The sequence below is a fragment of the Dorea sp. AF24-7LB genome (genome assembly GCF_003478575.1).
GTDB classification, from domain to species: domain Bacteria; phylum Bacillota; class Clostridia; order Lachnospirales; family Lachnospiraceae; genus Dorea_D; species Dorea_D hominis.
In genome coordinates, this window is sequence record NZ_QUFR01000004.1 from 228,824 (window position 1) to 240,639 (window position 11,816).

General features: G+C 41.6%; 14 protein-coding genes. 2 read left to right on the forward strand and 12 right to left on the reverse strand.

Annotation, left to right across the window (positions count from 1 at the left end; all coding sequences use genetic code 11):
- Positions 1-12: 12 nt before the first annotated feature.
- The 7 genes from rsmI to DWY31_RS06365 all read right to left on the reverse strand — a co-directional run bounded on the left by rsmI (position 13) and on the right by DWY31_RS06365 (position 6,129).
- The gene (gene rsmI / locus DWY31_RS06335; RefSeq protein ID WP_118519820.1) at positions 13-849 is read right to left on the reverse strand and encodes a 16S rRNA (cytidine(1402)-2'-O)-methyltransferase; all 837 of its coding nucleotides are present in this window, start codon (positions 847-849) and stop codon (positions 13-15) included.
- 119 nt (positions 850-968) lie between these two features.
- Complete coding sequence (locus DWY31_RS06340; RefSeq protein WP_021860430.1) at positions 969-1,709, reverse strand: tRNA1(Val) (adenine(37)-N6)-methyltransferase; 741 nt, start codon at positions 1,707-1,709, stop codon at positions 969-971.
- Positions 1,699-2,610: a PSP1 domain-containing protein gene (locus tag DWY31_RS06345; protein ID WP_118519821.1), complete on the reverse strand. Its 912-nt coding sequence runs from the start codon at positions 2,608-2,610 to the stop codon at positions 1,699-1,701. The genes DWY31_RS06340 and DWY31_RS06345 overlap by 11 nt, the downstream gene beginning before the upstream one ends.
- 4 nt (positions 2,611-2,614) lie before the next feature.
- Complete coding sequence (gene holB, locus DWY31_RS06350; protein WP_118519822.1) at positions 2,615-3,604, reverse strand: DNA polymerase III subunit delta'; 990 nt, start codon at positions 3,602-3,604, stop codon at positions 2,615-2,617.
- A complete protein-coding gene (locus tag DWY31_RS06355; protein ID WP_021860433.1) occupies positions 3,591-4,178 on the reverse strand; it encodes a guanylate kinase in 588 nt (195 codons plus the stop codon). The genes holB and DWY31_RS06355 overlap by 14 nt, the downstream gene beginning before the upstream one ends.
- A 190-nt stretch (positions 4,179-4,368) precedes the next feature.
- Complete coding sequence (locus tag DWY31_RS06360) at positions 4,369-5,298, reverse strand: hypothetical protein (RefSeq protein ID WP_199671932.1); 930 nt, start codon at positions 5,296-5,298, stop codon at positions 4,369-4,371.
- A 138-nt stretch (positions 5,299-5,436) separates the two neighbouring features.
- A complete protein-coding gene (locus DWY31_RS06365; protein ID WP_118519823.1) occupies positions 5,437-6,129 on the reverse strand; it encodes a 5'-methylthioadenosine/adenosylhomocysteine nucleosidase in 693 nt (230 codons plus the stop codon).
- Between the two features lie 217 nt (positions 6,130-6,346).
- Here DWY31_RS06365 and DWY31_RS06370 point away from each other — a divergent pair, with 217 nt between their 5' ends.
- Positions 6,347-6,592, forward strand: a complete 246-nt coding sequence (locus tag DWY31_RS06370) for a TIGR03905 family TSCPD domain-containing protein (RefSeq protein ID WP_021860436.1) — start codon at positions 6,347-6,349, stop codon at positions 6,590-6,592.
- Between the two features lie 119 nt (positions 6,593-6,711).
- Here DWY31_RS06370 and DWY31_RS06375 read toward each other — a convergent pair whose 3' ends face one another.
- From DWY31_RS06375 to DWY31_RS06385, 3 genes are all read right to left on the reverse strand, one after another.
- Positions 6,712-7,395 (reverse strand): DUF4143 domain-containing protein, encoded by a 684-nt coding sequence (locus DWY31_RS06375; RefSeq protein ID WP_243060444.1) that lies wholly within the window; start codon positions 7,393-7,395, stop codon positions 6,712-6,714.
- 286 nt (positions 7,396-7,681) lie between these two features.
- Positions 7,682-8,188 carry a DUF6147 family protein gene (locus tag DWY31_RS06380; RefSeq protein WP_118519824.1) on the reverse strand — a complete coding sequence of 169 codons (507 nt, stop codon included), beginning with the start codon at positions 8,186-8,188 and terminating at the stop codon, positions 7,682-7,684.
- Between the two features lie 88 nt (positions 8,189-8,276).
- Positions 8,277-9,332: a DUF4367 domain-containing protein gene (locus DWY31_RS06385; protein WP_118519825.1), complete on the reverse strand. Its 1,056-nt coding sequence runs from the start codon at positions 9,330-9,332 to the stop codon at positions 8,277-8,279.
- Positions 9,333-9,520: 188 nt separating this feature from the next.
- On the opposite strand from DWY31_RS06385, the gene DWY31_RS06390 reads away from it, so the two are divergent.
- Positions 9,521-10,594 (forward strand): undecaprenyldiphospho-muramoylpentapeptide beta-N-acetylglucosaminyltransferase, encoded by a 1,074-nt coding sequence (locus tag DWY31_RS06390; RefSeq protein ID WP_118519826.1) that lies wholly within the window; start codon positions 9,521-9,523, stop codon positions 10,592-10,594.
- Between the two features lie 85 nt (positions 10,595-10,679).
- Here the strand turns inward: DWY31_RS06390 and DWY31_RS06395 are convergent, their stop codons facing one another.
- Both DWY31_RS06395 and DWY31_RS06400 read right to left on the reverse strand, forming a co-directional pair.
- Complete coding sequence (locus tag DWY31_RS06395; protein ID WP_118519827.1) at positions 10,680-11,225, reverse strand: RNA polymerase sigma factor; 546 nt, start codon at positions 11,223-11,225, stop codon at positions 10,680-10,682.
- Positions 11,226-11,334: 109 nt separating this feature from the next.
- Positions 11,335-11,742, reverse strand: a complete 408-nt coding sequence (locus DWY31_RS06400; RefSeq protein WP_118519828.1) for an HIT family protein — start codon at positions 11,740-11,742, stop codon at positions 11,335-11,337.
- Positions 11,743-11,816: the final 74 nt, after the last annotated feature.

Sequence of the window (11,816 nt, forward strand, 5' to 3'; positions counted from 1 at the left end):
ACAATCTGCACGCTACAGCAGTGCCTGGTAAATGTCTCTTTTGCTCACGCCACGGTCTTTTGCCACCTTTTTCATGGCGTCCTTTTTATCTATTCCCATTTTCAGGTAATGTTCCATATGATCTTCGATGCTCATCTCTTCCCATTTTGCAGTCTCCTGCTCACGGATCTCCTGTCGGCTCTTTCCTTCCAGCACGATCACACACTCGCCCTTTGGTGCATTTTCTTCATAATAAGCAAGTGCATCTGCAAGCGTCGTCTTGAATACCGTCTCATGCTTCTTCGTCAATTCTCTGCAAATGCTGACATTCCTGTTCCCCAGTGTCTCATTTAACAATTTCAGTGTTCGCACAAGCCGGTGCGGTGCTTCGTATAAGATCATTGTTCTCGTCTCATTTTTTAACTCTTCCAATATGTCCTGACGTTCTTTTTTATCGGTGGGGAAAAATGCTTCAAATGCAAATCTTCTCGTTCCCAGTCCGGAAATGATAAGCGCGGTGATACATGCAGCCGCTCCCGGAAGTGCCGTCACGGTCACACCCGCTTCGTGACACATTTTCACAAGCTCCTCGCCCGGATCTGAGATACCCGGTGTGCCTGCATCCGTGATAAGTGCAATATCTTCGCCTTCCAGTAATCGTCTTACAAGATAATGTCCCTTATCGATCTTATTATATTCATGATAACTTGTCATCGGTGTCTTTATTTCAAAATGATTTAGAAGCTTGATACTGTTTCTCGTATCCTCCGCCGCGATCAAATCTACTTCGCCCAGCATCCGCACTGCACGAAATGTCATATCTTCCAGGTTGCCGATCGGCGTTGCACATAAATATAAGGTTCCTGCCATCTTCTGTCTCCTTTTTTAATTATAAATTTTTAAATTGAATCCATACAATCCCTGACTGGCAATTCCAGTAAACTTCTCTATCATTCGCCCGGCAGAATCACTTATAAATGACCTGTCGCCTATTCACCTGCGTACAGTTTCAAAAGTTCTTGTGTATAACTGCCATCTTTTTCATATACGATCAACGGTGCCTCCACTGTCATTCTCGGATTACCACCTTTTCTTCCCTCGATCAGAACCATATTTGGTTCTTTGTCCACATAAGGATATACCAGCCGCATTCTCTTCGGCTCCAGACCATAGTTACACATCTTCGTCATGATCTCCGGCAGTCTGAACGGACGATGCACCATATAAAAACGGCCTTTTACTTTCAGCACTTTCGCACTCTGCGCCAGAACATCATCCAGTGTACACAGTGCTTCATGTCTTGCAATGTACAGTGCTTCTTTTTCATTTTTCAGACCATGCTCTCCGATCATATACGGCGGATTTGTCGTAATAACATCAAAAGAGGCTGGTCCGAATTGTTCCGCCGCCTCTTTTATATCTCCTGTTACAATATCTATCTTGTCTTCCAGACTGTTATACGCTACGCTTCGCCTTGCCATATCTGCACTCTCCGGCTGGATTTCAAGCCCGGTGTAATGCTGTCCCTTATATTTTGCATGTAACAGAATCGGCAGGATGCCCGTTCCCGTTCCCAAATCCAGCGCTCTCTCATTCTTCTTTACATCTGCAAATGCAGATAAGAGCACCGCATCCATCCCGAAACAGAAGCGTCCCGGATTCTGCAATATCTTATACCCTTTGATCTGCAGATCGTCCAGCCGTTCTTCCGGTTTTTGATTAATTATCATCTAACTTAGAATCTCCACGTTTTCCTTCCAATGCCTTAAGCTCTGCCATCTCTTCTTTGGATAACTTCTGCTCTTTCTTCCGGCGTCTTGGTTTAAATTTTAATTCGGTTGCTTTGTACTCACGGATCTCTTTTTCATCATTGTCCAGCGTAACAACTACTTTTACAAGCTGACGCAAGACATTCACGGACTGTACATCCCCTCTAAGCCCTTCTGGTGTTGTCACATGATCTCCGTTAGATGGTAAATGACTGTTCAGCTCTTCGTAAGTCTCTTCCTCATTCGTCAGACAGCACATCAGTCGTCCGCACACACCTGAAATCTTTGTCGGATTCAAAGAAAGATTCTGCTCTTTTGCCATCTTAATCGATACCGGCGCAAACTCTGATAAATAAGTGTGACAACATAACGGACGTCCGCAGATTCCGATTCCTCCACGGATCTTCGTCTCGTCTCTTACTCCAATCTGACGTAATTCAATTCTCGTACGGAACACACTTGCCAGATCTTTGACCAGTTCACGAAAATCGATTCTTCCATCTGCTGTAAAATAAAACAGCACTTTATTATTGTCAAATGTATACTCCGCATCAATCAGCTTCATCTCCAGACCGTGTTTGCGGATCTTCTCCAAACAAATGCCAAAAGCTTCTTTTTCTTTGTCTCTGTTCTTGGCATCCTTCTTCTTATCTTCTGCGGTTGCAATACGAATCACCGGCTTCAGTGGCTGCATGATCTTGTCATCCTCCACTTCCTTTTCTCCGGTTACAACCGTACCAAATTCTACCCCGCGGGCAGTCTCTACAATTACTTTATCTCCGGTTTGTATTTTCAGCTTTCCCGGTGCAAAGAAATAGATCTTTCCCGCTGTTCTGAATCTTACACCTATTACTTTTGTCATCGTACTAATTCTCCTTTATCGTAAGGAATAAAAGCTCCATAACCAGATCGAAGTTTACATTCGCTTTCAATCTTGTCTTTGCTTTTTCCAGACTTTCTAAAATCAGTTCAATTCCCTCATAGGAACTCTTCTGTGCCTGTTCCTTAATATATTTTATCTGGTCTTTGAATACCACTTTGTCCAGATCTTTCGTTGCTTTGTACATTAGGACATCACGGTACCAGATCATGATAATATCCAGATAATCTGTGATTTCCAGTTTGTATACAGAAATGTGGCTCACTGCATCCACAATCTCGCTTAACTCCATCTCATGAATATACTTAAGGAGCTGGATTGCCTCCTCACGGATCTCATTAAAATGATCGGAATTTGCCAGCATGATTGCTTTGCCCATGTTTCCCTGTGCAAATGCAGTACACACTTCCGCTTTGTAGTCCGGAATCTCCAGATTCTCCATCAAATATTTTTTGATCAGTTTATCTTTGATATAACGAAGCTTCAGCATAACGCATCTGGAATTGATCGTCGGAAGCAGAAGTTCCGCATTCTCTGTCAACAGTAAGATTACTGCATACTTCGGCGGTTCCTCGATTGTCTTAAGCAGGGCATTCTGTGCCTGCACCGTCATCTTGTCTGCCTCCGGGATAATATAAATCTTATATGGTCCCTGATATGGTTTGACATCGATCGTATTATTCACTTGAACACGGATATCATCTACACTGATCGTATTCGGCTTGTCATGTGCAACCGTAATAATATCCGGATGATTCCCACTCTCTGCCTGCTTGCAGGAATGACAGTGATTACACGGCTCCGGTCCGTGTTCTTCACATAGAAGTGTCATGGCAAATAATCTCGCCAACAGCTTCTTTCCCGATCCACGCTCTCCATTCAGAATATATGCATGTGAAACGCGATCCTCTGAAATTGCATTATGCAGATATTGAATAATGTCTTTGTGGCCTACCACATCTTTAAAACTTCCCATTTTGTATTTCCCCTATAATTTTTTCTAAACATTGTACCTTATCATCGTTGTAATAGCGTCGGACGATGCCTGCCTCTTCCAGATTCTCTTCGGAAAAATCCTTCTGATCTGCCAGAAATCTCCGGCACATCTCTTCATATTTCGGCTGCTCCTGCTGCCGTTCCCGCGAAAGTGCCCGCGAAAGCCGTTCACCATCTTCCACTTCTATATAGATTGGAACCAGATTCTCTGCTCCATAGCACTTCTTCATTCCGGCATAGGACTCCAGTGTTCCGATAACCAGATAATCATATGCCGCAAGATTTATCTGTCCGTCTTCTATTGTAGCATATTTCCACGCTCCATACACGGTATCATAAGTTCTTTCTTCAATTATTTTTCCGGCTTTCTCAAATCGCTCCAGCTCTTCGTCCGTCACAAAATGATACTCTATGCCTTCTTGTTCTCCCTCCCGGATCGGGCGGGTTGTATAGAGCACCAGTGTCTTAAGCTTCGGCAGTGCTTTCAATACTTCTTTGTATAAAGTATCTTTCCCGGAAGAACTCTTGCCCATCATATAATATATTTTACCCATGTATTTCATCCTCAATACTCTCTGCATGACCGGTCTGTCCGGTTATTATCCGTATATCTTTGGACATGCATACTCTCTTCATAATTTTAACAAATCACGGAAATTATAGCAAGTTTTAATACGTTATAATAGGGTGTCGCCAGATAAGTCCTGCCACACCCCAGATCTTGTTCCTTGCTGCAAAGTTCGCTTACGCCATGAATTCTTCCAGAATCTGTCGGATCAGGACATCCTTGTCCACTGACTTTTTCTCTTCTTTCTCTTCTTTTTCTGCTTTCTTTTCTTCCTTTTCCCTCAGGATATTCTCTTCCGGCGAATCCCCTTTCAACAGTTCTTTCCGGATTGGGGTAACTGTTGCGTTTGCTGCCACTATATTTTCATTTTCTGGATATTTATTTGCAAATGTCTCTGTACCTGCCGTTCCGGCTTTCTCCATCATCATATCTGTACACGTCCCCACATTTTTTTCTGCAGACATGTCCACTCCTACAACTGAACTTTCTCCATTCACTGCCATATTCTTGCTCATACTAACATCCACACTCGCTGCGACCACTTTCTCTTTCATTTTCTGGCTCTCTTCCTTCTCTTTCCGGTAAGCCTTTTCATACCGGTGCAAACAGATATTTTCCAGATAGTCAACCATATAGTTTCTTGCTACCTGCAGCTTATATTTTTCATCTGTTGTCAGATGAAAAAGAAACACAAAAATTCCTGCACCGATCCCAATTGCGCCTGTCTTAAGTACCACATCCGTCATTCCGCCATCCTGCACATACTGAAGTCCTGCTCCGGTCACTCCGCAGCAAATACATAAAACTGCCGATATCCGCTCCATTCTCCGAAGCGTATGTAAACGTATCCCCAGCACCCGGTATTCATACAGGTACTTATCCACAAAAACGCCTACATTTTCCACCTTCTCACTGATCATACAGGCATGCTCAAATTTCGCCCGCACCAGCCGGATAAACGGATGTGTACTTTTATTCATATTTCCCGCTCCATACACCAGTTTTCTGAGCGTCGCATCGACCACACATTTACTCCCGATCCCCAATGCCATAAACACTCCCGCAATTATCAGCAGCACTTGTTTTTCTACTATCATTTTCAACATAAAAAAGCCCTCCTTTTCTAAGCATTATAATTGAAATCTTAGAGGAGGGCCGAAAATTCGTTCCCCAGTATTCGACATGCATCTGTCGCATACTGTCCGATTTTCTTTTCTTATGTCACAAAATAATTTCTAACTTATTTACATAGATGTCAGCATTTCCTGTACAAGCTTGATATTACGGGCAATTGCCATCTTTTCAAACTCCGGATAGTCAACATGTGCGCTGTTGTCGGCTTTGTCCGAAATAGCACGAATAATGACATACGAAACTTTGTTCAGATATGCGGCATGCGCAATCGCAGCCCCTTCCATTTCTGTACAGTAAGCATGGAAATTATTTACAATCTTATCTTTTGCTTCCTGGCTTGCAATAAACTGATCACCACTCGCCACCGTTCCGACAAATGTATGAATATCCGGATTTACCTTTTCATTTGCCGCTTTTGCAAGCCCGATCAGACGCTCGTCTGCCGGGAATGCCAGTGTATCCATACGCGGCACCTGTCCAATCGGATCACCAAATTCTGTCGCATCCATATCGTGATGCAGTGCTTCTTTGGACACTACAACGTCCCCGATATCAATCTTCGCGTTCAGTGATCCCGCAATTCCCGTGTTGATCAATGCGTTTACGTCGAATTTATCTACCAGAATCTGCGCACAGATTCCTGCATTTACTTTACCGATTCCGCTGCGGACAATCACAACTTCCTTCCCGCATAAAATGCCTTTACAAAATGTCATGGATGCGTACTCTGTCACAGACTCGACCTGCATTGCTTCTTTTAATGCAGCGACTTCTTCTTCCATTGCTCCGATAATACCTATCATAATTTCGTTCCTCTCTTCATAATTTAAAAATAATTTTATTATAATCCTGCCTTGTATTCTGTATAAAACAGAAAACACAAACTCATACAACCTGAGATTTCAGTATAACACAGGAACGGTTAATTTTAAAAGATTTCCTGTAGCTTTTCTTTCCCAACTCTGTTATAATGCGCATTGGATACTTTCATCCACATTAATATATCAGGAGGTAATTACCATGGATTATAGACCAACCGGTGTCTGTTCCCAGTTAATTCACGTTGAACTTGACGGAACTACCATCAAAAACGTTGAATTTCTCGGCGGATGCAACGGAAATACAAAAGGACTCAGTAGTCTCGTTCGCGGAATGGATGCTAACGAAGCAATTTCCCGCTTAGAGGGAATCACCTGCGGCAGCAAAGCAACATCCTGCCCGGATCAGCTTGCACATGCGCTTCGCCAGGCATTAAACGAGAACTAGGACATCCATACTGCTTTATTAAAAACTTAAACAGCATTTTTTTACCAGCCATTCTTCGGAAAAGACAGCATTGATTCGTTACTTTTCCGGAGGGTGGCTGGTTTTCTAAATGATATTCTCTAAATTCTGTTCGCAAGCCCACTGAGATCCAGTTTATATATTGTATTTTCCATCTTCTTCTCTTCCAAAAACATAATCATATAAATCGGCATATAAACTTTCCGTCCGACAGTCTCAACATTTCCTTCTGAGAAAATATATCCTTCTGAAATCTGATATTTTTCACATTTCAGCACGTTATTTAACGCGGAATGACGTTTATAATCTTTCCCCGATTTAATTTCCAACGGAACTACTTTTCCATCCAGTTCTATTACAAAGTCCAGTTCTCCTTGCTTTTTGCTGTTAAAATAATATTCTTTATGCCCTTTTGCTAATAGTTCCTGTGCGACCACATTTTCAAATAGTGCACCATTGTTGATGGCTTTATCTTTATTTAATATCGGCATTTTCACCTGATTTGAATACCGGCTTGTCAGCAATCCTACATCCGAGAAAAATAATTTGAACAGATTGCGGTTCTCGCTTATCACCAGCGGAAGCTTCGGTTCACTGATATTATATACAGGTATCGCAACTCCTGCATCTTTCAGCCACAGGAAATCATTTTCAACATCATACATGATTTCATCCATTTTTCCAACCCATTTTTGGCTATTTTCATCCACTTTTCCAACCTGTTTTTGACCGTTTTCATCCACTTTTCCAACTTTTTGCGAATTTTCCATCAAAAAAGCTGCCATTACGGCAGCTTTTTCGCTTATCTTTTCACTTGTCTTTTTTCAATTTTTAGAATCTTATGCGGGGACTGCGCCGAACGCCAAGCTTCCAATAAGTCCTAACTTTGTTTGCATGCGGTTGAAAAACTCGGTAAACTGAAATATTCTCTTTCTTTTTAAAATATTATTGACAGTTTCTTCAGACGCCTTTCCACTCAGCGCCCGGCGCAGTCCCCGCATTGCACATGTTCCTTTGTTAAATTAGTTTTTGGTTTCCTTATACTTGTTTTCTTTATACTTATTTTCTTTTTTAAAGCTCAAAGATACTCTTTTTTTCAATGAAAACACCGTTTGTAAAGCTACTGCTTATATCCTCATTAGCTGAATGTACACATCGAACCCGGTAATACCAGTCACCTTCAACATCCATCTGCTTCCATGACGACACATTATCTGTGTTTTCATTAAATTTCTGCCAGCCATCGTAAAATTCCCATTCGGTGTCGCCTTCCTTGGCACGCTCTACCATAACAGAAACACCCACACTATCAACTAAATGCGCAGCTATTGTTGAGCCACCTGCATATAACTTCTCCGGTCCCATCCTCCGGATTTTGGAATATCCAGTCAACAAATCTTCTCCACGAGTTACCTTTTTGGGCGTTGTACCTTCGGCTTCCTCCTGATGAGTCAGATATGACTCACCAATCTTTTTCTCATTTTCTGCTTTTACAGATAATGTACTGTTCCATAATAAACAGGTCAGCATTAACATTACTAACAGAAGCGAATATACTTTTCGATTTCTTTTTTTCATCAGCACCTCCCATACTATGTCTCTTCCATATTCTCCTCATTTCTCATCCTCTATATATAAAGACACATAAGTTTGGAAAAACTGACGCCTATTTCTCAAAAAAATGCAGATTTTTTAAAATATTATTAAAATCTCTTCTTGGCATAACTCCCATTAGATAATATCCAGTTCCTCCATATTCAAATCTTGCAGCATATCGTCTCTCTTTAGATTTTACAGTTTCAAATTCTTTTATTTGAAATTTTACCCCCTTTATTTTTCTCGTATAATCTTTAATTTCTTTATCATCGACATTTGTTCCCCATGAATTGTTTGATTGAGAAGCATTAATTACGAAAAAAATATTTTCTCCCCTATATCGATATAGCATTTCTGAAATTTGCGCATTCTTTTCTATTTTAGCCCAACCAAACTTAAATTCTTTTGGTCTTACTACAATTCTCACAGGATCAATTCCCAACTCATCCTTTATTTTCTGGTATGCCTCTTCCTCATTTTCTTCTTTAATCACCAAGTTATCTTTATTTGAATCCACCTGCTCTACTTCTCGACTGCCGACATTTCTCTTCATCATCTCCATCACCCGTTCAGGTCCTCCAAAGCTGGTAACTCCGATTCCGCCTGCAAGCAGAACTATAACAACTGCTGCCGCCACCCGTGAAAGATATGCCTTTCTCCTGGATCTATGCTTTTTCTCATCTGTTCCGGCACTCAGTTCTCCTTCTTCTGTCTCCTTATTTGCTCCGAATCCTGGTTCTCCTTCTTCTGTCTCCTTATTTGCTCCGAATCCTGGTTCTCCTTCTTCCGTCTCCTTATCTGCTCCGGCTTTCAGCTCTTCCGTTTCCTTATCTGCCCTGACTTTCGTTGCTTCCGTTTCGTTATCTTTGCCAGATTTCCGATTCTCTTTTTCTATCGTTTCCATTCCGATTTTCAAGGCTTCCTGATACTCTTTCGGCAATTGCTCGCAGATTTTCTGCACCTCACGGGCATCTATTTCTTTCTGGATATTTTCACGTATTCTTTCTTTCTGTTCATTGGTCATCGGCGGAAGATTCGCTGCTGCTACGTTGCGCCGAATCTCATCAGCTTCCCGCTCCAAATCATCCAGGATCATCCGATCGAATGGATCTTTGCTTTCTTTCATGTTTTTCCTGTTCCCTTTCTTTCTCAAAAATCAATGAACTTTTTTCTTTCTCTTGACCTATTTTCCCTGTAACGTATAATATATAAGTACAGAGGTCTGTCATGTTTTCAGACCTGACATCAATTATAGTACATTTATTATATAGTATAACTACCACAAAGGTAAATGCTAAAATCTGGGAGGTCACTATGAAACGAATTATTTTAACCGGAGGCGGTACGGCAGGTCACGTTACTCCTAATATTGCACTGCTTCCTCGTTTAAAAGAATTGCAATACGATATCCACTATATCGGCTCTTACAACGGAATTGAAAAAGAACTGATCGAGCAGTTTGGAATCCCATATCACGGGATTGCAACCGGTAAGTTAAGACGTTATTTCAGCGTTCAGAATTTTACAGATCCATTCCGTGTTCTCAAAGGTCTTGGAGATGCAAGGAAACTGGTCAAGATTCTAAAGCCGGACGTTATTTTCTCCAAAGGTGGATTTGTATCCGTACCTGTTGTTCTGGCTGGTAAGAGTTGTCATGTTCCTTCCATTATTCATGAATCTGATATGACACCGGGACTTGCGAACAAGTTATCCTTTTCCGCTGCAACAAAGATTTGCTGCAATTTTCCGGAGACACTTCGCTATCTGCCGGAAGGCAAAGCGGTTCTTACCGGATCACCGATCCGCCAGGAACTGTTAACCGGTGATAAGTTCAAAGCCAGAGAATTTCTCGGTTTCACATCTGACAAACCTGTTATCCTCATCATCGGCGGAAGTCTTGGCGCTGTTGCAGTCAACAATGCAGTCCGTGCCATCCTTCCACAGTTATTGAAGAAATATCAGGTCATCCATCTGTGCGGTAAAGGACGTCTTGATCCTACACTGAATCACTTAGATGGTTATATGCAGTACGAATATATCAAAGACGAACTGAAGGATCTGTTTGCAATGGCAGATGTTGTTATTTCCCGTGCCGGAGCGAACGCTATCTGCGAACTTCTTGCTTTACATAAGCCGAACATCCTGATCCCACTTCCAACAAGCGCCAGCCGTGGAGACCAGATCCTGAATGCCCGTTCATTTGAACGCCAGGGCTTCAGCGTTGTTCTGGAAGAAGAGACGATGACAAACGAGAGCCTTCTGGCAACGGTAGATCAGGTATATGAGAACCGTCAGAAATACATCGATGCCATGAAGCAGTCCTCTCAGCAGAACTCTATCGATACGATCATCGATCTGATTGAATCGGTCAGCCGCAAGCGTAAATAATAGGTATATAAAAGCAGGTCATACAGGCAAATTCCTGTTGCGACCTGCTTTTCTTATACCTTTTGTCCTATAGATTAGCCTTTTCTTATGCCTCGTCTAAATAGCGATATCTCTTCTCGTAATTTTTACGAATCCATTTCTTCGCACGATATAGCATGCTGTGTAACACTTCCAGCGAAATGCCCATCTCACGTGCCACTTCTTTCTGTGGCTTTTCAAGCAAATAGACCGCCATTATGGCATCATACCAGCGTTTATTTTCCTCAAATAATCTCAGATAGATTTCATCCGCCAGTTCTTTTCGCTTTGTCCTGTCAAACTCAGTCATATAACATGTTTCCAGACTGTCTCCGACTTCATTATCATACAGAAGTTCATCTATCAGTGTTTCCCGTGCATAATCTCTTTTGTAATTTAATGCCATATGCTTTGTTGTTATTAAAAGCCATGAATTCACAGACTGCATATTTACGTTATCTATATTATCGTACAGCTTAATAAATACACACTGCGTAATCTCTTCAGCCTGATAATGATTTTGGGTGTAATAACACGCTGTACGATACACATATTCAAGATTAGATTCATAAATTGCATCAAACGCTTGTTTCCCAATTGATCGTACGTTCATACACCTCACCCATCTTTCCTTTATAACTATAACTTATCCTTTGTTGCCTGCTTTTTATGATACCTGCAGATTATTCTGTAACGTACACACATTCTCTGCCTCTTGTATCTTATTTTATCTTAGACAGGATATCTTCCTTGTCCTCATCTGTAAGCTCGCCCATCTTCCAGCCAAGACCTACCTCATCGCCTTTGCTTCTCGGAATCAGATGCATATGGAAATGAAATACTGTCTGTCCGGCAGCTTCTCCGTTATTCTGTACAATGTTGTACCCATCACATCCAAGAATGTCTGTCATCTTAGTGATCATCTTTTTCGCCAGTACGAGTACTTTTGATGCTACAGAATCATCCAGCTCATACAGATTCGCATAGTGTTGCTTTGGAAGGATCAGTGCATGTCCTTTTGCAGCCGGGCTTGCGTCCAGAATCACACGAAAATCCTCATCCTCATATAAAGTTGCTGTCGGGATCTCCCCATTTGCCAGTTTACAAAAAATACAATTATCATCTCTCATAATGTCTTCTTCCTTTCTACTACAATATATTTATGGTTAATATCCCTTACAGCCAGTAAGGAATTATCCAGCTT

Bases quoted from the DNA above. Each gene is read 5' to 3' on its own strand.
- holB (WP_118519822.1), bottom strand. From the start codon at position 3,604: ATGGGAAGTTTTAAAGATGTGGTAGGCCACAAAGACATTATTCAATAT.
- DWY31_RS06375 (WP_243060444.1), bottom strand. From the start codon at position 7,395: ATGGCAGCTTTTTTGATGGAAAATTCGCAAAAAGTTGGAAAAGTGGAT.
- DWY31_RS06360 (WP_199671932.1), bottom strand. From the start codon at position 5,298: ATGTTGAAAATGATAGTAGAAAAACAAGTGCTGCTGATAATTGCGGGA.
- DWY31_RS06345 (WP_118519821.1), bottom strand. From the start codon at position 2,610: ATGACAAAAGTAATAGGTGTAAGATTCAGAACAGCGGGAAAGATCTAT.
- DWY31_RS06395 (WP_118519827.1), bottom strand. From the start codon at position 11,225: ATGAACGTACGATCAATTGGGAAACAAGCGTTTGATGCAATTTATGAA.
- DWY31_RS06355 (WP_021860433.1), bottom strand. From the start codon at position 4,178: ATGGGTAAAATATATTATATGATGGGCAAGAGTTCTTCCGGGAAAGAT.
- DWY31_RS06380 (WP_118519824.1), bottom strand. From the start codon at position 8,188: ATGAAAAAAAGAAATCGAAAAGTATATTCGCTTCTGTTAGTAATGTTA.
- DWY31_RS06365 (WP_118519823.1), bottom strand. From the start codon at position 6,129: ATGATAGGTATTATCGGAGCAATGGAAGAAGAAGTCGCTGCATTAAAA.
- DWY31_RS06340 (WP_021860430.1), bottom strand. From the start codon at position 1,709: ATGATAATTAATCAAAAACCGGAAGAACGGCTGGACGATCTGCAGATC.
- DWY31_RS06390 (WP_118519826.1), top strand. From the start codon at position 9,521: ATGAAACGAATTATTTTAACCGGAGGCGGTACGGCAGGTCACGTTACT.
- DWY31_RS06400 (WP_118519828.1), bottom strand. From the start codon at position 11,742: ATGAGAGATGATAATTGTATTTTTTGTAAACTGGCAAATGGGGAGATC.
- DWY31_RS06370 (WP_021860436.1), top strand. From the start codon at position 6,347: ATGGATTATAGACCAACCGGTGTCTGTTCCCAGTTAATTCACGTTGAA.
- rsmI (WP_118519820.1), bottom strand. From the start codon at position 849: ATGGCAGGAACCTTATATTTATGTGCAACGCCGATCGGCAACCTGGAA.
- DWY31_RS06385 (WP_118519825.1), bottom strand. From the start codon at position 9,332: ATGAAAGAAAGCAAAGATCCATTCGATCGGATGATCCTGGATGATTTG.